Annotated in this window: 18 protein-coding genes and 1 pseudogene; 12 read left to right on the top strand and 7 right to left on the bottom strand. The window is 40.4% G+C overall.

The features are described 5' to 3' along the window. Nucleotides 1-1,170 (bottom strand): IS4-like element ISGka3 family transposase (locus BRO54_RS05075; RefSeq protein ID WP_074043304.1); only part of this gene is annotated, 1,170 nt, incomplete at its 3' end. Nucleotides 1,171-1,491: 321 nt separating this feature from the next. Here BRO54_RS05075 and BRO54_RS05070 point away from each other — a divergent pair. From BRO54_RS05070 to BRO54_RS05020, 9 genes and pseudogenes are all read left to right on the top strand, one after another. Then, nucleotides 1,492-1,662, top strand: a complete 171-nt coding sequence (locus tag BRO54_RS05070) for a gallidermin/nisin family lantibiotic (RefSeq protein WP_011229795.1) — start codon at nt 1,492-1,494, stop codon at nt 1,660-1,662. Nucleotides 1,663-2,174: 512 nt separating this feature from the next. Continuing rightward, entirely contained in the window at nt 2,175-2,543 is a 369-nt protein-coding gene (locus BRO54_RS19370; RefSeq protein WP_011229806.1) for a helix-turn-helix domain-containing protein, read from the top strand. 133 nt (nt 2,544-2,676) lie between these two features. Beyond that, on the top strand, nt 2,677-3,048 hold the full coding sequence (locus BRO54_RS20440) for a winged helix-turn-helix domain-containing protein (RefSeq protein WP_223812567.1): 372 nt from the start codon (nt 2,677-2,679) through the stop codon (nt 3,046-3,048). Then, nucleotides 2,931-3,317 (top strand): annotated as a pseudogene (locus BRO54_RS20435) (IS630 family transposase); the annotation flags it as partial. The gene BRO54_RS20440 and the pseudogene BRO54_RS20435, both read left to right, overlap by 118 nt. A gap of 392 nt (nt 3,318-3,709) precedes the next feature. Continuing rightward, entirely contained in the window at nt 3,710-6,850 is a 3,141-nt protein-coding gene (locus BRO54_RS05045; RefSeq protein ID WP_074043303.1) for a lantibiotic dehydratase, read from the top strand. A gap of 180 nt (nt 6,851-7,030) precedes the next feature. Then, nucleotides 7,031-8,860, top strand: coding sequence for an ABC transporter ATP-binding protein (locus BRO54_RS05040; RefSeq protein ID WP_074043302.1), 1,830 nt, complete (start codon nt 7,031-7,033; stop codon nt 8,858-8,860). After that, nucleotides 8,841-10,136, top strand: coding sequence for a lanthionine synthetase C family protein (locus BRO54_RS05035; protein WP_239691210.1), 1,296 nt, complete (start codon nt 8,841-8,843; stop codon nt 10,134-10,136). The genes BRO54_RS05040 and BRO54_RS05035 overlap by 20 nt, the downstream gene beginning before the upstream one ends. Before the next feature lie 341 nt (nt 10,137-10,477). Then, nucleotides 10,478-11,176: a response regulator transcription factor gene (locus BRO54_RS05025; protein WP_074043308.1), complete on the top strand. Its 699-nt coding sequence runs from the start codon at nt 10,478-10,480 to the stop codon at nt 11,174-11,176. After that, a complete protein-coding gene (locus tag BRO54_RS05020; RefSeq protein WP_074043300.1) occupies nt 11,163-12,614 on the top strand; it encodes a HAMP domain-containing sensor histidine kinase in 1,452 nt (483 codons plus the stop codon). Before BRO54_RS05025 ends, BRO54_RS05020 begins: the two co-directional genes overlap by 14 nt. A 61-nt stretch (nt 12,615-12,675) precedes the next feature. Here the strand turns inward: BRO54_RS05020 and BRO54_RS05015 are convergent, their stop codons facing one another. From BRO54_RS05015 to BRO54_RS05000, 4 genes are read right to left on the bottom strand one after another with little or no spacing between them, the layout of a single operon-like run. Further along, nucleotides 12,676-13,110 carry a NisI/SpaI family lantibiotic immunity lipoprotein gene (locus BRO54_RS05015; RefSeq protein ID WP_074043299.1) on the bottom strand — a complete coding sequence of 145 codons (435 nt, stop codon included), beginning with the start codon at nt 13,108-13,110 and terminating at the stop codon, nt 12,676-12,678. A gap of 54 nt (nt 13,111-13,164) precedes the next feature. Next, entirely contained in the window at nt 13,165-13,953 is a 789-nt protein-coding gene (locus tag BRO54_RS05010; RefSeq protein WP_074043298.1) for a lantibiotic immunity ABC transporter MutG family permease subunit, read from the bottom strand. A gap of 1 nt (nt 13,954) precedes the next feature. Then, nucleotides 13,955-14,701 carry a lantibiotic immunity ABC transporter MutE/EpiE family permease subunit gene (locus BRO54_RS05005; protein ID WP_074043297.1) on the bottom strand — a complete coding sequence of 249 codons (747 nt, stop codon included), beginning with the start codon at nt 14,699-14,701 and terminating at the stop codon, nt 13,955-13,957. Between the two features lie 15 nt (nt 14,702-14,716). Then, nucleotides 14,717-15,409, bottom strand: a complete 693-nt coding sequence (locus BRO54_RS05000) for a lantibiotic protection ABC transporter ATP-binding protein (protein ID WP_074043296.1) — start codon at nt 15,407-15,409, stop codon at nt 14,717-14,719. A gap of 811 nt (nt 15,410-16,220) precedes the next feature. Between BRO54_RS05000 and BRO54_RS04995 the strand changes: the two genes are divergently transcribed. Beyond that, a complete protein-coding gene (locus BRO54_RS04995) occupies nt 16,221-16,808 on the top strand; it encodes a GNAT family N-acetyltransferase (protein WP_074043295.1) in 588 nt (195 codons plus the stop codon). Nucleotides 16,809-16,931: 123 nt separating this feature from the next. Here BRO54_RS04995 and BRO54_RS20430 read toward each other — a convergent pair whose 3' ends face one another. Beyond that, on the bottom strand, nt 16,932-17,075 hold the full coding sequence (locus BRO54_RS20430) for a hypothetical protein (protein WP_239691209.1): 144 nt from the start codon (nt 17,073-17,075) through the stop codon (nt 16,932-16,934). A 115-nt stretch (nt 17,076-17,190) separates the two neighbouring features. Here BRO54_RS20430 and BRO54_RS20425 point away from each other — a divergent pair, with 115 nt between their 5' ends. Beyond that, a complete protein-coding gene (locus tag BRO54_RS20425; RefSeq protein WP_239691208.1) occupies nt 17,191-17,550 on the top strand; it encodes an IS630 family transposase in 360 nt (119 codons plus the stop codon). 105 nt (nt 17,551-17,655) lie between these two features. Continuing rightward, the gene (locus BRO54_RS04985) at nt 17,656-17,949 is read left to right on the top strand and encodes a helix-turn-helix domain-containing protein (protein ID WP_053414320.1); all 294 of its coding nucleotides are present in this window, start codon (nt 17,656-17,658) and stop codon (nt 17,947-17,949) included. Nucleotides 17,950-18,349: 400 nt separating this feature from the next. Here BRO54_RS04985 and BRO54_RS04980 read toward each other — a convergent pair whose 3' ends face one another. After that, the gene (locus BRO54_RS04980) at nt 18,350-18,979 is read right to left on the bottom strand and encodes an ABC transporter permease (protein WP_074043294.1); all 630 of its coding nucleotides are present in this window, start codon (nt 18,977-18,979) and stop codon (nt 18,350-18,352) included. Nucleotides 18,980-19,135 lie beyond the last annotated feature (156 nt).

The raw sequence follows: 19,135 nt of genomic DNA, 5'->3' as shown, positions 1-19,135 counted from the left end.
ATATTCGCTCAATTCCTTTTTCTGTTTTCGATAGAGCCATTCCCGCATTTTAAACATGACAGTGGAGCTGATCAATAAGGCAATCAATGTTCCATACAGGTGGCACTGAAAGCGAGCCCCTTTCATCGGTTTGAATCGATGAATGTGAAACAGGGATTTCCATGTCTTAAATACCACCTCAATCTGCCAGCGAAGAGAATACAGCGTATGAATTTCGTGCAAAGAGGTATAAATCGCTGGAATATTGGTGATATATACATATATTGGGTGGGGGCGTCGCGTCACGTACGCGGCCCCTTTTTGTTTCGCCTTCTGTTTCCATTGTCCTTCCTTCTGTCGCTCCTGTTCTTCTGTCAGCCGATACACAATGAGCCGCGGTTGATGAACTTTCTTTCCACTGACATACGCATGTTCCAGTTCCATGGTTTCTCCCGGTTGCAGCACCGCAAGGAAATCCTCTGGTTCCCATTTTCGAAATCGGTCCCCTTCTTTTTGGTAAATCCCTACATTGTGTTTGAGCCGTGAAATATAAAAGGCCCCGGCGTCATGAATGGCTTGCAATCCCTCAAGCGAAAAATAGCCTAAGTCTTTCAAACAAAGGTCTCCCTCTTGGATGGTCGATAGAAGGGACGCTCCGCAGGCGGCGTCGTGATGACGGGCATCTTCGACGTCCACATGGAGAACCTTCCCTTCTAGCCATTCATATTCCAGCTGAATTTTCACCCCAGGCCCCGTACATCCCTCGTAAATCCCCTGGATTTCAGGAGGCAGTTGAAACGACGTGGAATCGAGAATGCGAATCCGGAGAAACAGCGAATGTCTTGGACATAAGCGACGGGCCTCCTGAGTCTGATGAATGAGCAGTTTTTCAAACACCGCTTTGAGGAAACTCACCGCTTTTTCATTAAACCGTTGATTGAGCCCTTCCGCACTCAGAGAGGTGTTTTGCTTGAGAGCTAGAGCACTGCAAAGCTGCACCAATGATTTTTGACCGCCTCCTTCCTGGAGAAATGTGCAAAGTGCCACGAAATCATGGGCGCGTAACTTCCCCTTTCGTTGAATAAATTGATGATCTCGGGCCATATGTTCAAGTTCTTCGCACGATAACACGCTTCTTAATCCGTCTAAAAAACAATGCCATTCTTCTTGGAGAGATAAGGACGTCTTCAAAAAAACCACCCTTTCTAAGACATTATGAGGTCTTCAAAAGGATGGTCCAATGAGGCATATATTTATTCCTGTTTTCTTAACTTGATGGCTATGGAGGCAATCCCATATTATAATCACAATAAATTAAAGAAAATTATAAAAAATATATACCAATACATTAGAAAAATCTTAGAATTTCGATCTATTCTAAATGTGAAAAAGGAGCTTTTTAGCTTTACATTAACTGCTTGGTGAAAAAAGATGGAATCTATGATGTCTTTATACATCTTTCATCAAGTAGTTAATGATAAATATCAACATATGGAAAGGAGGGAATGAAGAATGGCGAAGTTGGATGATTTCGATTTGGACATTGTTGTCAAAAAACAGGACAACATTGTACAACCTAATATTACAAGTAAATCTCTTTGTACCCCGGGTTGCATCACAGGCATCTTAATGTGCTTAACGCAAAATTCTTGTGTATCTTGTAACTCTTGCATTCGATGCTAATAACTTATAATTCTCAACATCCATATTGAACCATGGAAGAGTTGGAAAATTCCAAGAGAATTGATCACAAGACAACTTTCCAAAGAAAATAAAGGGGATTTAACGCTTGGATTCACCCTTGATCGACACTCGTCAAGGGAGAAAAGGAGTCAGTATAAGGGCAAGGGCGGGAAGAAGCCCTTGTCCATTATTCGCTTCGCCGAATTTGGCAGGTCTTTAGCTCAGCGAGCTTGGGAGGACAAAAAAGCTAAGCCGCTTCTTGTTGGAGAAACTCTTGCGTCAAAGGGACGGGGATTTGTCCGTCGGACCATCATATGCGGAAGATCGGCGAGTTTTAGGATGACGCCGGAACCCAGCCCTTGAGTGCGCTGTGCATGTGCAGGAAGTTGAAATACACCACAAGCTGAAAATGCTATATACATGCTCATTGAAAAGTTAACCTTCGCATAAGTGGTGCCCACTCCGGTTATACTGCTCCTAAGGAAAAGCATGGAAAAGGAGCGGAATCAGACATGAAACGGCTGAAAATCACCCATGATCACGGATGGACGCCTCGGAAACTCCGCAAGCAGGAACGGAAGATCAAAAACGCTCATCTCCGCCAACGTGTGATGGCAGTCCGCCTTGTCATGGAAGGCTATTTGGGCAGAGAGGTTGCTTCCATGGTCAATGTGTGCCGCCCAACCGTTTCCCATTATGTGTCGCTTTTTAACGAAGGCGGCCTTGAACTCCTGCTTCATCGGGATTTTGCCCCTGGTAGCCGTTTCTCACCGAAGAACAGCAGGAAGAGATCAAACACACCTCGTGTTGACCACGACACCTGTGGAGCTGGGCTGGGACATCGCTTCGGCGTGGAATACGAACATCCTTCAATCCTATAAGGCTGGTGAAAAACAAGTTTTTTGCTCAAACCAGCGGTATTTGATCAGCAAGGAGAACAGATCTGACAAAGTTTCTCTAATTGAAAAAGAGTTGGGATGAGTTGCCTTTTTCATTAATTCACCGGCCTTCTATGTGTACCACCATTACAGCATATCCATTTCCCGCGAAGCATTACGAAAGCTCTTGCATCGAAAAGGGCTTTCTTGGACCCGGACGACCTACACGTTGGCGAAAGGAGATCCGGACCGGCAAAAAAACTTCGAGAAACAAATGGACCTGATAAAAAAACTTAATGGATTCGGATTTCATCCTGTTGTACATCGAATGAAACGCATATCCGGTCGTATCATGTGTTGCGTACGACATTGTCAGAGGTTGGCCGTCAAAAGCAAGTGCCTACGTTCGGCCATCATGCTCACATATCGCTGTTTGGCGCGGTCAACGTCCACGATGGCGAAACGGTTCTTCATCAAGCAGGGGCAGCCAATGCCACAACGTTTTTAGATTTCCTGCGAGTTCTCAAAGAGCGTTACTCGGACCGACTCGTCGTCTTGGTGCTGGATAACGCTCGAATTCATCACACCAAAATGGTGAGAGAATTTTTGCGGGAAGAAGGATAGTGTTTTCACTTCATTTACTTTCCTCCGTATTCACCGCAACGGAACCCGATCGAACGCTTGTGGAAATGGCTGAAAGATACTGTCATTGCCAATGTGTTTCACAAAGATCGAAACGATATCGCCCAAGCCGTTTTTGCATGTTTCTCAATTTAAAAAATATCGCTGGAAAGCGGTATTTTCAGTTAAAACACCGGCTCTCTAGAATATCAAGTGAAGCTTGTGCTTAAGAACCCACTATATAAATGAAGAAATTGTAATAAATATCATAATTACTACTAGCAACCTAATAAGTGTTGAGGTGAGCGCAACATCATCAACTAAAGAATACGAATTCAGTCAATGTCAAAAAATCGAGAAACATTTTATCCGGCTGTAGGACAGTTAACATTCGGAAGAAATCACTCAAATCATGAATACAGGTCCCTCCATACCTACTTTGCAACGTGGTTCAGGACAAATTCAGCACTGTAATTGGGTGCAGATCTTGTAAAAAGAGTCACGCAATTTACGGAAGATTGAGAATCATTGAGTTGGAGGCTTGATTTATGAAAGATCTTATCTTTAAAAACATCGATACGTTTATGATTCGAACACCGGTTTTATCAGTAGACAATTATTTAAGATTTTTTGATCAAAAACTGACTGAGGGAGAAATGAAAGAGCATCTGTTGGAAATTTGTCATAACCCTGTATTTAGAGAGAGTATCTTAGTAGCGAGTAAAAGTTTATATAATAAAATGATTGATTTTTGCAACGGCAAGGAAATAAAAAAATATGATTATTTTCTCAAAGCCATTCATAAGTATTTGATAAGAATTAGCACGAGACCAACGCCATTCGGTCTTTTTGCAGGAGTAGACTTTGGTAAATACACGGATGAAAATACATCAATAAGATATGGAAAGAATAAGTATAAGAAATTTGCTAGACCGGATTTAGAATGGCTGATGAAGATTGTAAAGAAATTGGAACAAGAACAATATGATCAATTATGGTTCACGGTTAACGACAGTATATTTTTAAAAGGAGAACGGGCATATTTACTACATTCGACACGAAAAGACAACGACAAGCGAGTCCATGAAATCAGCGTCAGAGTCACCCTTCCTTTTAAAATCACGTGTGAATTAGCTAGTAACTTGATCCATTACCAAACATTAAAAAAAGAATTAATCAAACAATTTCCAAATACGAGTGAGGAAAAAATTGAACATTTTCTCAAGCAACTAATAGAAAACGAATTTTTAATTTCCAATCTTCGCCCACCATTAACAGTGATGGATCAGCTTGATTATCTGATAAAACGATTGAAAGAAAGCCTTATAGAAGAGTGGAGCAACGAGTTAATTGATATTCAACAAAAGATTCGCACATATACCATGACCCCGTTAGGAGAAGGGGAGCAAATATATAAAGAGTTACATAAAAAAATGAAAAAGTTAGCAGATACCAAAAATGTGTTACAAGTTGATATGAAGTTAAACTTACAAGAAAAGAAGCTGAACAAGCAAGTGATAAAAGATTTAAATGAACTAATGCACATACTTCTGCCTTTTTCGATGACCTATCAACAAACAGATTCTCCATTTTCGAGGTACAAGCAAGAATTTATCGAAAAATATGGTGTGGACAGAGAAGTTCCTTTACTAGAAATGCTTGATAATGATCTCGGTATAGGAGCACCTATGGATTATACAAACCCTAAAAACGCAAGACTCGCTGTAGGTGTGCCCCATCAATTGATTGATGAGCAGTTAAGAGAATATTTTCTTCATAAATATATCGAGGCGGTTAAAGATAAAAAAAGTATAACAATAACAGAAGACGAGATAAAAGAATTGGGTCTAGATGACTATGATTACAACAGCATCCCGGATTCATTAGATATTAACGTAATCATAAAATGTGATTCAGAACAAGATCTTGAGAACAATCATTTCAAATACTATATTGGCCCTAATTTAGGATCGACCCATGCGGGGAAAAGTTTTGGAAGATTTTCTTATATGATGGAAGGGGAAGAGAAACTTTTCGAAACGTTAAATGAAGAAATGCTGAACTTGAATAACGATGATGGCGAGTATGTAACTTGTGAACTCGTTTATTTGCCAAATGAAACGAGACATGCCAATGTGACAAGAAATATTCATAACAGCGAATACGAACTTGCGTTGTTTACTAACAGCAGCAAAGATGAATATCATCGATTGAGCTTAAGTGATATTCTGATCGGCATAGAAAACGATATGTTTTATGCCAAAAGCAAAACACTCAATAAAAAGTTGATTATTACTATGAATAATATGTTGAACACACAAAATGCCCCGAATGCCATTCGTTTTTTGTATGATATAAGCTTGGATGGCAAAAAAATTTGGTGTAATTTTCCTTGGGATACGATCTTTCAAGACTATGCTTACATACCGGCAATTGAATACAAAAATTTCGTCATAGCACCACGAAAATGGGTGATCAATAAGATTATTAAAACAAACGACAAAATGAGTTTTACGGAATTTAAAAAGCGTTTTAAAAACTTTTGTTATGATTACGATGTGCCAAAATATGTTTATTTGACTTTTGCAGATAATCGGATTTTGTTGAATACGGAGGATGAGAATTGTTTAAGAATTCTTCATCACGAATTTAACAATGGATATGGAAACATTATTCTAAGTTCTTATGAAGATGCTGATCTTCATTTAGTTAAAGATGATGCCGAAAAAGAATATGTTTGTGAATTGGTGATTCCGTTAGTGAAAGTGAAACAAGAAAATAATCAATGGTACGCCAAACCGAAAAAATCAAGTCATATCCCAAGTTTTTCAGATATAAGAGTCAAGTTGCCTTTTGAAGATTGGCTTTATTTAAAATTGTACGGGGTCAATTCTAGAGCGGATGATTTAATCGCCTTTTATCTTTCGGAATATTGCCGTGAAAAGTTGGCTAAAGGAGAAATTGAAAAGTACTTCTATATACGGTATGCCGACCCCGAGCAACATATAAGATTAAGACTGAATGCCAGTGAAGAGAAACTTCTGCAGATTTATCCGGATATGAAACAATGGCTGCGAACGTTAATCGAAAAAGGAGTGCTAAGTCGTTTTTCCATCGACTGCTATGAAAGAGAAATTGAGCGTTATGGTGGAACAGAATTGATCGGTCTTGCAGAAAACTTATTTTTCTTCGATAGCATAGTAGTAGAAGACATATTAAAGCTAAAACGTTTGAAACATATTCATTTTAGCGATGAAGTGATCGGAATGGTTTCCATCATTCATTATATGGAACAGTTCGGCCTAGATTATGAAAGTCAATTGGATTTCTTGCAACAGCAAGTCAACAAACAAGACTATCGTGAAGATTTTCAAAAGAATCGATCTGTTTACATGAAAGTTTGTAATACGGATAATGATTGGCAAGGGTTAAGAGACACTGATGAGGGGATGTTATTATTAAACGTTTTGAACCAAAGAAACAGAAGCATAAAAGAGTATGCAAGCAAGATCCAGGACGGTCTCGAAGCTTCTTCTGAATTATCCATTTTAGACAGTGTGATTCATTTACACTGTAACAGGTTATTCGGCATTGATCGAGAGTTTGAAAAGAAAATCCGCACATTAGTTGCCCATACGTTATATGCATTAAAGTATATTAAAGCTCATGGATTAGTCTTAAAAAATTAGAGATGTTATCCATTTGTCCAAGCATTGAGGAGATGACATATAAATGGACCCACGACTTGGACTTTTTTCAACAAAAGCTACCGACAAAAGATCGACAAGCCCTCTCCTGTTTACTTAGGTTAAAAAGCCTTTAATGACGGGAAGAAGATCTAATTTTAGCATGCGGGGATTGAAAATATTATGAATATAAAAGAGTATGATGATCACGTTACCATCAAAGATATTGTGAAATCAATAAGGATAGTTCCCAAGACACTTGTTCTTATAAAGAACGTCGACAAACAAAGTTTTTTTATCATTATTTTCTTAAGCTTATTAATGGGAGGCGCACCTATTGTTACATTGCTCGGTTCGCAAAACTTGTTGAATGCAATCGGGTCCCAAAATATTCGTATTATCATATCGGCATTGATCTTTTATATTTCTGCTGTTTTACTCAGCGAGATCATCAGCAGTTTCATGGAATATTACCAAAATAAATTTCAAACTCTCATCAACTACAAACTTAATTTGCAAATCATGGACAAGTGTACAAAATTGTCTTTACGGCATTTTGAGGATGCCGAAGTTTATGATATGTTGCAAAGAGTACAGAATGAAACGCCGTATAAACCATTTGAAGTGTTTTTATCCATATTAGGTGCAATATCGGCGATTGTAACATTTTTTTCATCGATGATGATCCTGATCCATTGGAAACCTTGGGTGTTGATTATATTAATCTTCATACCACTCGTTTTTTCTTTTTATTTCTTCAAGATTGGCCAAAGAGAGTTTAATGTTAGTTGGTTGCGTGCACCGGAAAAAAGGAAATCATGGTATTTGTCTTACCTAATGACAAGAGACAACACGTTCAAAGAAGTCAAAATATATAACTTAGCAGGGTATATTTTGAACAAATTTAAAGAAATCAACAAAAAATTCGTTGGACAGGATATCCATCTTTTTAAAAGAAGAACGGTTTTTACATTTATTTTTGAGCTCGTTGAACAAATATGTATCAATACCGTACTTGTTATCATCATCATTTCGGCGTTGGCAGGTGAAATCCTTATAGGTCACGTCGTGGGGCTTATTCAGGCCTTGAACTTAATTTCCAGTAACTCTAAGAAAATATTGAATATCATCCATTCTTTGTATAAAAACAATTTATATATCAACCAACTGTTTGAATTTTTGGGGTTAGACGAAGAAGTATTGGACAAAGAAGACCGATTCGTATCGGGGATAGACAAAATCGAAAGTATTAAGATAAGAAATTTAACGTTTCGTTATCCAACGAATCCAAAAGTAGTATTGAAAAATATTAACCTCGACATCAACAAAGGGGAAAGAATAGCCATCGTCGGTGCAAATGGATCAGGAAAGAGCACCCTTATAAAACTTTTATTGAAATTGTATGAGCACGATGAGGATAGCATTTTTTATAATGGTGTGTCCATCAATGATTTGGATACGGAACAATTGAGAAAAAATATTGCCGTGTTGTTCCAAGATTTTGTGAAGTATGAATTGAAATTAAGGGAAAACGTGGGGTTTGGCGATATTACGCGCATTGATCGTGACGGAGAATTAAAACAAGCCATGGAGAGGGCGAGAGTAAATTTTATCGAGGATTTAGATACTCAGCTTGGTTTATGGTTTGTCGACGGTGTTCAGCTTTCGGGAGGACAGTGGCAAAAAGTAGCTATTGCTAGGGCGTTATTTAGGGATGCATCCGTATATATATTGGATGAACCTAGCTCGGCACTGGATCCCATTTCAGAGAAAGAAGTCATTGATATGTTTATCAATATGACAAAAGATAAAATCGGTATATTTATCTCGCATCGTCTATCAACAGCTAAGCTTGCCGATAAAGTCGTAGTGATGAATGATGGGGAAATTGTCGGTATAGGCACGCATTGGGAACTGTTAGCTACGAACGAGTTATACAGAAGAATGTATGAATTGGAAGCTTTGAAAAACGAGGAGGAGTATGAGCGTCTCAATGAAAGCGCTGGTTTGTAATGTTGCGAAAAAATTGTCGGATTATGAGAATATGAAGCGAATCGTGAATCACCCAAGTAATTATATTAAAATTGGAAACAAGACGATAAATCCGTTTAATGAATTAAGTTTAAGCCATGGTTTGCCAGCCTTATGTGCGCTGTACGGCGAATTGAGCGAACAATATCCGGATGAAGGTTGGGATTTATTAGGGCATCAATACATGAAAAAAATCGGTGAACAAATAAATCAACACGGGTTCCCTTCTTTATCTATGTTTACCGGATTGGCAGGGATAGGCCTTGCTGCAGTATGTTTATCCAAGGGAGGAAAAAGGTATCAAAACTTTATCTCAAATATTAATCAAGTCATCGAAGAAAGAATCGGAGAAATGATCGATTATTTGAAACAGAAACCGTATCCGAATATGGACGATTATGATGCTATTTCGGGAGTAGCGGGTATAGCGAGCTACTTACTATTATTTACAAAAGAGATAAAAAAAGGTATCACGTTAATCTTAAAATACATTGTAGATTTGTCTCAAGATAAACAAGTGGAAGATATAAAAGTTCCTGGATGGTATATTCCTCCGATGAATTCTTTTTCAGAAATCGAAAGGAGAAAATGGCCATCGGGTTTCTTTAACATTGGGTTGTCTCACGGTATACCTGCTTTACTAATTGTCTTGTGCAATGCCAAAAAACTGAATATTTACGTAGATGGGCAAGATGAATGCATTCAAAGACTAGCTGATTTTCTTATGAAGTTTCAAATTAAAGATGAAAATGGATCTTATTGGGGGACCCATGTTTCTCTAGAGGAATACAAAAATGGATCTGTCTTAAACAAAGATACAAGGGATGCATGGTGTTATGGCACGCCTGGTGTTGCTTATTCGTTACTTATAGCAGGTAAAACCCTAAACAATCAATCATACATTGATTGTGCTGTCAGCGGAATGAAACTGGCAAGCAAACGGCTTTACAACATTTTTTCTCCTTCCTTTTGTCATGGTTTATCGGGAGTTGCGTATATATGCAACAGATTTTATGAAGAAACGAATATCAGCGATTTTAGGGAAGCCGCCTGCAAATTAGTTGATGATATAATAAAATTTTATAATGAGGAATTTCCTTTTGGCTTTAAAAATATTGAGGATAGCGAAGGAAGCACGAAATATTATGATTATGTGGGACTAATCGATGGAACAGCTGGAATTTTATTGACGATATTAGCTATACAAAACTCTAAAAAAACGCCTTGGGATTGTGCATTTTTATTATCTGAAGTTTAAATGTTGTTTATATACAATGGAAAAGCTGGCTTATCGATTGTTGGAGGCAAGCCGCAGAGGGTTTTCCGTCATACCTTGGCGTAACGGAAGATCGAACAACTACCTAGAAGTGGTGTTGTTCGATCGACCAGTAATCGATCAAATATGTTGGAAAAGGTTCATGGAGAAGGGATGCCTTTCACCCGGGCGTCACTCAAGACGCACGTATTTTTTAGTAAAAAGCGACAAAGAGTAAAGTTTCACATTGCGCCTATGAACAACGCAACGGTGTTATGAGATTACCCCATGATATGGGGATGGAATAGGTTAAAACGCTATTCAACTGTATGGGGGATCAAAAAGTGAACAAAAAGAAGATTTTGGTCGTTGATGATGATGAAGATATTTGCTGCACAATTAAACAATATTTGGAGCTTCATCATTATCAGGTAGAAACGGTCCACAGCGGTGTAGAAGCGTTGAAGATGATGAACGACGATTTTGATTTGATTGTGCTGGATATTATGATGGAAGGAATTGACGGAATGGAGTTGTGTCGCTTGATTCGTGACCGGGTTGATTGCCCGATTCTTTTTGTCAGTGCAAAGACGTTGGAGGAAGATAAAGTTTTGGCTCTGTCGATCGGTGGGGATGACTACATCACCAAGCCGTTCAGCTTAAAGGAGTTAAAGGCGAGAATTGATTCCCATTTAAGAAGGGAAGAACGGATTCGTTCGAACGAGAGATATCTTTTGAGTTCTAAAAATATGACGATTGATCTTTTGGCTAACGAAGTCTTTTGTAAAGGAAGGAAATTACCGTTAACAAAAAAAGAATATGAGATTGTGAAGTTGTTGATGCTGAATCAAAAGGTCGTTTTCTCCAAAGAAAGAATATTTGAACGAGTATGGGGGATTGATTCCGATAGCCAGTTAGACACGGTTACAGAAAGCATCAAAAATATTCGAAAAAAAATCAAGGCCGTCGATCCAGAAACCTCTTATATTCAAACATTATATGGGCTCGGCTATAAATGGGATGTGAGCAATGAAAAACGATAAAACAATCAAACGAGATTTTTACTTGTTGGTTGTGAAGGTAGTGTTGGCAACAGTGATCTCTTCGGCCGTTACCTATTTATGCGTAATCTATTTGATTATGACATTAACTACGAACCATGTGGTGAAACCGACCAATTATTTCGTGAAAGATTTGGATCTGATTGAAAAAAAGGTGAAAGAAAACGAAGAGGCTATTTTCAAGGGGAGATTGATTCCCATCCATCGTTACAGTGAAAAGATACAGGGAGAAGTTGTAGACATCAGCGGTAAGCATCTGTATGGTGATCAAGGAATTATAGATGATCAAGTGGATATTAGTAAAGCGATCAACCGTGACATTGTAAAAGGAAGCTATGTGTATCGGTTCATTCCCATTCAACATGATAACGCCATTCAAGCGGTGTATGTGTTGAAAGCGCCTTTTGGGTTTATCATTAACAATCAAAATCGCTTCGGAGCCGTGCTGATTTATGCTGTGCTGCTTATTTCTCCGTTGATCTTTTTTATTGTCTATTTGATTTTCTTTACATCTAGGCTGTACAAATCATTGTTCCATAATGTCAAATTGTTGCTCGAGGCTTCTGATCACATTGCAAGCGGGGATTTTGATTTTCAAGTCTCGGGGTTGAAAAGAAAAGAATTTATGAAAATCCAGGATTCCTTTAATACCATGATCAGTGCGCTGAAAGAAATGGTGGAACGTTTAGCAAAGACCGATGACGAACGAAAAATGATGGTATCATCGATCGCGCATGATATCCGAACCCCGTTAACGGTCATCCAAGGACAAATTGATTTAATTCAAGATTTGAGAAAGCTGGACCACTTTGATGTCACTCCCCATTTAGAGATTATTCGCAAAAACTGTGGGAAGATGACCATGTTGACAGATAATTTGTCGTTGCTCTATAAAGTGGAGGATGACCACTTCTCACTGAATGCAAAAGAAGTGGATTTAAGGCAAATCCTTGATGAGAAAAAACTAGAGATCTCAACAATGGTTTATCATCAAAAATCGATAAACATTCGCTTTGATGTGAATTTGCAAAAATCATGTTACATACTTGATGAAGCGATGTTAATGAGAGTGTTGGACAATATTTTATACAACAGCCTGAGGTTTACAAAAAGTGGGGAAATTAAGTTGGAAGTACATGATGAAAAAGAGGGGAATGAGTGTAAAATCTATTTTCGCTGTTCAGATACAGGAACGGGGTTTAAAGAAAACGATACGTCTTTGTTGTTCCAGCCTTTTTACCAAGATAAGCAGTATAAAAATCATGTTGGATTAGGACTGTATATTGCCAAAAGAATTGTGAATCATTATGAAGGTGAAATTTGGGCATACAACAATGAAAAAGGTGGAGCGACGGTTGAATTTTATATTAAGGAGCTGTCTGATTGGTCATCCAATCTTATGGGCTTTCCGCCGTTATAGTAAAGTTGAGAATGCAGCTAGGGAGGAATTTCTATTTCCCTAGCTGACAGTCTCTGTGCCTTTATTTTCTTTTCGCAATTAGAAATTGGTGGTTAACTGTAACAGCCACTTCTTCGTCCGGGTTTACGCCTTTGATGCTGTATACCCAACCAAAGTTCAAGTGAGTTCGTTTTTCATCCGTTTGATCGGGAATGACTTCGATCTTTCGCAGTTCTTTTTTACTCAAGATTTGATGATGCTCATTGATGGTAATCGTCTCTGCTACTTTCCCGATCGGTTTTTTCAATTGATGTCGGTCTACTTTTGCTGCTTGAATGATGTACGTCCGGCCTTGATAGTAAATTTCTTGCAAATTGTCTTTGTTTAACTCGTATTTTGGTAATTTCCGATCGATCTTCATATTTTGTGTTGCTGTCTTTTTTAAGTCACTGACAAGTGAACAACCTCCTATGAAGAGAACTCCAATCAACATGAGGAGTAAGATGGAGTTTTTCATAGTTGCTCTAAGACCTCCTTTTTTAACATCCCGTTGAGAGGGAGAAGTGAACTTTCATTCATGTGGTTTATTTCCTTCCCAGCGATGAAACCAGATTGAACCAATGATGGTTACGATGATGAACCCTAGAAGGGCATAGGCCATTCCTTCCCATAATGATAGCGAATAGGAATTTAACAACTGCGCCCCCAAGGTTTGCTTTACTTCGGGCATCATCAAAATCGGAAATTGTGAGAGACGAACAGCCCAAGCCCAAGGAATGTAGCTCCATATGTGATCGCCTAAGGAAGTTGCCCCAATAAGGGCGGCAATCAGAAATCCGCCGCTTCCTACTGCGATCGAGGCTCCCATTCCAAAGGCAAAGCTGATGAACAGATGCATGGAAAAAAGGATGAGTGAGCCCACGATGGAGAGCATGGCTCCCTGCAAAAATACATCATAATGAATGTGGACCACTTTGAGTACGTATTTCATCCCGAACAGCATGAGAATCGTCGCCAGCAAGATATCCGCGCATGCAATAAAGATGAGTAGCGTGAGTTTGCCAACATACCATTTGATTTTGGATACAGGACCGGTCAAGATGTTCATGAAACTTCCTGCTTTTTCTTCTTGATAGGACATCAGCCCGGTAAGCAGGGAGATGATCATCGGCAATGAAACGGCCAGCACTTCAAAAAATCCTTGATAGATTTTCATCTGCCACAACATGGGGGTGCGGTAGTTCGAAAAATACCATACCATAAAGAGCGGATAAATGATTGGCGTGATGATGACCATCATCCGAATCGCTGTGCGTTTCGTTTTGATCCATTCGGATGACAGAAGGCGAAGAAACGACATGTCAATGCACTTCCTTTCGCGCGAACCAAGCGGCGGTTAGAAAAGATAACAACAGAAAAATGACAAGGGCGATGGCTAGGCCTGTCGGAATGACAGAAGGATCCAATAGCGGATTCCCTTTCTCCAAAGGAACGCCGTTCGGATGCACCCCGATGATCGGGCACATCATCCTCATTCCCCAGCTCCATGGAATGAACAGCCAATAAGGTTGTGCGGCCATGACTACCCCTAAGGCGAGGCCGATGACACTGACCATGATCGAGGCCGCCATCCCGAACCGCTCGGCAATAAATAATCCGATCGGGATATAGGCTAAAGAGGTCAACCAAATGACCAAGCTGGCGAATACGGCCACCGTCGCTGATGAGAGGCTGTTGGGCAAAAACCATTTCAATAAAACAAGCAGGACGATCAGCTCGATGGTTGAGAGCAGCATATAATAGGCGATGACGGCGATTTTGCTCCACCATAGACGCACAATGCTAATGTCGAGACAACGCAACGCTTTATCGTTTCCTGACTTTTTCTCCCTTGCCGCCGAAAGGGAAGCGATCAAGGCCGTTCCAATTGGAACAAAAATCAACGGCCACCAATTAAATACCGTGTATTCAAAATAATGGCGCGTTGAATTCATGGTTGGCATGGTGATCATGGCATACAGGACAAAGAAAAGCGGAGCGATGAATACAAGCTTTTTGGCAAACGTCCGCTTGTATTTTAAGCGTTCTGACTGGAACATATTGAGCATGACTCCCATCCTCCTTCATTGCTCGTTCACTACATCGATAAAGAGTTTTTCAAGATCTTGGCTTTCGTCGATTTTGCCCTGATATTTGAGTTTCCCGTTTTGAATAATACCAATGTAATCGGCTAATTGTTTGACTTCTGACAAAATATGGCTGGATAGGATGACGGTGATTCCGTTTTCGGCAAACGATTTAATGAGTTTTCGCAAGTCCTGTATGCCTAATGGATCCAATCCGTTTGTTGGTTCATCGAGAATGAGCAGTTTCGGATCATTTAAAAGAGCTTTGGCAATTCCTAGCCTTTGCTTCATGCCAAGGGAAAATTGAGATGCTTTCTTTTTCCCCGTATTTTCTAAGCCGACGATGTTCAAAACTTCTTGGATTCGCGAGTCGGGCAAATGAAGCAATTTGGCATGAACAAGTAAATTCTCATAGGCTGTTAAATTGCCGTAAAGAGCCGGGGATTCGATCAGTGCGCCGATATCTTTCAGGTCTTTTCTGCTCCAAGGATGGCCGTTGATCACGATTTCCCCTTTTGTAGGACGCAACAGCCCTGTCAGCATTTTCAAAATTGTTGATTTTCCGGCTCCGTTCGGTCCGAGCAATCCATAAATCGTATGTTTCTTGACTTTCATGGATACATCATCCACCGCGAGTTGTTTGCCAAACGCTTTGCTTAAATGATGGGTTTCTAACATATACTCTTCCATGTTCATTCTCCTTTCATAATGGGAACATGTTATGCTGCTTTTGGCTGGCATAAGCGCAAGAATAGGACTGTTATATCCGTGCTGTTCTCATATTAATGACTCAATCTAATGTTTTTATAAGAAAAGAACACATTGATGATGTTTTTTACAGATTGGCATCCAGCGACAGTCTGGTGTATCATTTGCTCTCGCGGCGATGAGCGCCCTCTTCTCCCTGATCCTAAATGTTCGAGAATGGTGAATACTCCGAGTTCGAGATTGTTCAGACAAGCGGCGTGTTGACGGTCTACGCGTCGGCTCCCGCTGCTTAGGTTGTTCGGGACGGAATGCGTCAAGGAAAAGGGGAAGGCGTCAACATGATGCTGATTTGAAGAAGGAATTTGCTCAATCATGTTGAAATTTACCTATTTGGAAATATTTATTTTGCACAAGGACGGCCATGACGCGTTAACATAGGGGATATTTTTGATTTTTCGCTCTTCTTAACGAAGTGTTCGTGATGTCCAATCGAGATCATTAGTGATTTTCAATCGTTTCATGTTATTGCCGCTCCTTTTGGGATGTTTAGGAACAGTATAATTAGAGCGGAGATCACTTATATGAACGTTAATGTTTTAATGTGCACCTATATAGTTAAGGTATATAAGCTGTAATAAAGAATTTCCACGGTTTTGTATTAATGTTCAAGCCGTAACACGGTAGTCTATAATGCGAGTATGCCGAGAGTCTGGTGGATAAACACTTTTTTGAATTAAGTGTGTTAAGACACAGAAGGAATATCAAAATATAGGTATAGAAAGGGTTGAGGAATTTGAAGATTAAAGATGTATTTGGGGATTTGCCTACACTTACTACTGAACGTTTAATATTAAGAAAATTAACGTTAGATGATGCATATGACTTATTTGATTATGCGTCAAATTCGGAAAACTGTAAATATTTACCTTGGAGACCTCATCATACCATTGAAGATTCAATTCAATTTTTAGAATTTGTCATTAAGTCTTATAAAGAAGGTAGTTTAGCTCCGTGGGGAATCGTTTCAAAAGCAGACAATAAAATGATCGGGACAATTGATATAGTTAAATGGTTACCCAATCATCATAAAGCTGAGATAGGTTTTGTTTTATCGTATAAGTATTGGGGGAAGGGATTAGCAGTTGAAGCGGCTAATAAAATCATTGAATTTGGTTTTGACAAGATGGAATTAAACAGAATTGAGGCATTTGCTATGATTGAAAATGTTCAATCTTTAAGAGTTTTACAAAAGTTAGGGATGCAATTTGAAGGGGTTATGAGAGAACATTGGTATATTAAAGGGAAATTTAGAGATATGGCTATATACTCTATTCTAAAACGAGATTATTTTAAATCAAGGGACGGGTTGCAAAACGCATAACTGATGAATAAAGGGACACAAAAAATCCACTCTTATTGGGAATTATATACAGTTACTAAAAAACTTCAAAGGGGTGACACTATCAAGAGTTCCAATTCTTTGATCGAATACACCGATGAAATCCTACGTACACGGTGGCCAAAGGGAATCCGGATGAGCAAAAGCGATTTGAAAAGCAAATGGATCTGATAAAAAAACTTGATCACCAAGGATACCAAAGATGCCGTTCTTCTGTACATCGATGAAACGCATATCCGCTTCGATCATGTGTTGCGATCCACCTGATCCGAGGCCGGCTGTCAAAAACGAGTGCCGACATTCGGCCATCATGCCAGTTTTGGTATTTGGCGCCGTGAACGTCCACGATGGGGACACCGTGGCCGTGGTTCATCAAGAGGAGAGCGCCAATGCCACGGCGTTCTTGGATTTCTTGCGTCTGCTCAAAGAGCGGCATCCCAACCGGATGATTGCGCTCGTCTTGGACAATGCCCGGATTCATCATGCTCGAATGGTGAAAGACTTTTTGCGGGAAGAAGGGCAGTGTTTTCATTTCCTGTATCTCCCGCCCTACTCGCCGCAGCTCAACCCCATCGAGCGTTTGTGGAAATGGCTGAAGGATACGGTGATCACCAATGCCTTTCACAAGGATCGCCACGAGATCCTTCAAGCGGTTCAACGATTGATCCACTACATTCCGAAACGCCCGGAGGACGTGTTGCGGCGCCTGGAGTGTGCAGTGTGATCGAGAAGTGAACTTTTCAAGGTGCATCTATATAGTACCACTGGTAAATTATTGTGTTTTGGTAGCATAAATGCTATCATACGCATAAATCGGGAGGGTAAAAGAATGAGTGATTTTTTTAAAAAATATGCAGCTATTCGAGGCGAACAGCATGTTCAAAAACTTCAATTAGAAGGAACGATAGCTGCACAGATCAAAACAAGACGGAAACAGCTGAATATGTCTCAACAGGAACTTGCAGATCGTATTGGAGTTCCAAAATCCACGATTGGGAGAATTGAAGCTGGGCTTACAAGCCCTAGAGTAGAGACGCTTTTTAAAATCTCGCAGGCATTGAATACTCCTTTCATCATTGATGGTACGAGTAGACAGGATCATAACCTACATATTCAAGTTTAGTGGCTTATATCTTGGAGCTGTTCCTTGGAGAGAAAATTCTCCAAGGAACTTGTTTCCGTGAAAATGCACGCGTCTTGATGGGTCATTTTCATGCCCGGGTGGAGGGCAAAACGTTGCCCATGAGACTCTTCCGTGAAAATGCGCGTGCCTGGATTGGTCATTTTCATGCCTGGGTGAAGAGCAAAACTTGCTCATGGAGCTTTCCATAGAAAAATCCCCTCCATAGTAAACAGAATAAGTGGACTTTCTTTTTTCTGTCTACTATAAGGGGATTGTATCCATTTTTTGTTGGAGGACACCTTCTTCAAGACGCATTTCATCATTAGGAAGTTTTGCGTCAGCGCCACTGTGTTTGTTGGTTGCCTGAAGCGTATTGAAGAAGTCAACATCTGGTGGCCTGTCACAGCCCTTTCGGCGTCACTTTCTTTTCCACTTTGCGCAGCAGCCAGTCAAACACAATCGCCAAAATGGCGGCTGGGATGGCGCCGGCTAAAATCAAGTTTTTGTCGGCGATGCGCAAGCCGCGGTCGATCAAGTCGCCAAGTCCGCCAGCACCGATGAAGGTCGCTAAGGCGGCGACGCCGATCGTCAGCACCGTCGCCGTGCGTACGCCAGCCATAATGACGGGGAGAGAGAGGGGAAGCTCGACCATCCATAAAATTTGCCTCGATGTCATCCCCATCCCCCGGCCAGCGTCAACGAGCGCCGGGTCGACACCAAGAATGCCAGTGTACGTATTGCGCAAAATCGGGAGCAAGGCATACAGCGTCAAGGCGATGATGGCAGGCAGCTTGCCGATGCCGAAAAGCGGAAGCATAAACCCAAGCAAGGCTAAGCTTGGAATCGTCTGAATGATGGCGGCCACGCCAATGATCGGCTCGGCGAGTTTGCGATATCGCGTCAACACGACACCGAGCGGCACAGCCACCGCGATGGCGATGCCCATAGCAATGGCGGATAAGAGCACATGTTCTTGAAAGGCGATCCAAATATCGTTCTTTCGTTCGATAAACGTCTGCAATAATTCCATCGTATCCCTCCTTGGCGGAAAAGCGGCAGCGGGTGGCTGCCGCTTGGTCATGGGCTGAGACCGAAAACTTGACAAGGTTTTGGTTCACTAGCGGAACGAATCCCATCGGCAAGCCCGCTTGGAGCGGCCTTGTCTTTTCGAAATGAGACGTGTGAT

Origin of the sequence: Geobacillus proteiniphilus (assembly GCF_001908025.1) — a bacterium.
Taxonomy (GTDB): domain Bacteria; phylum Bacillota; class Bacilli; order Bacillales; family Anoxybacillaceae; genus Geobacillus; species Geobacillus proteiniphilus.
The sequence above is the reverse complement of the archived record's forward strand: the minus strand, read 5'-3'. Positions and strand labels throughout refer to the sequence as shown.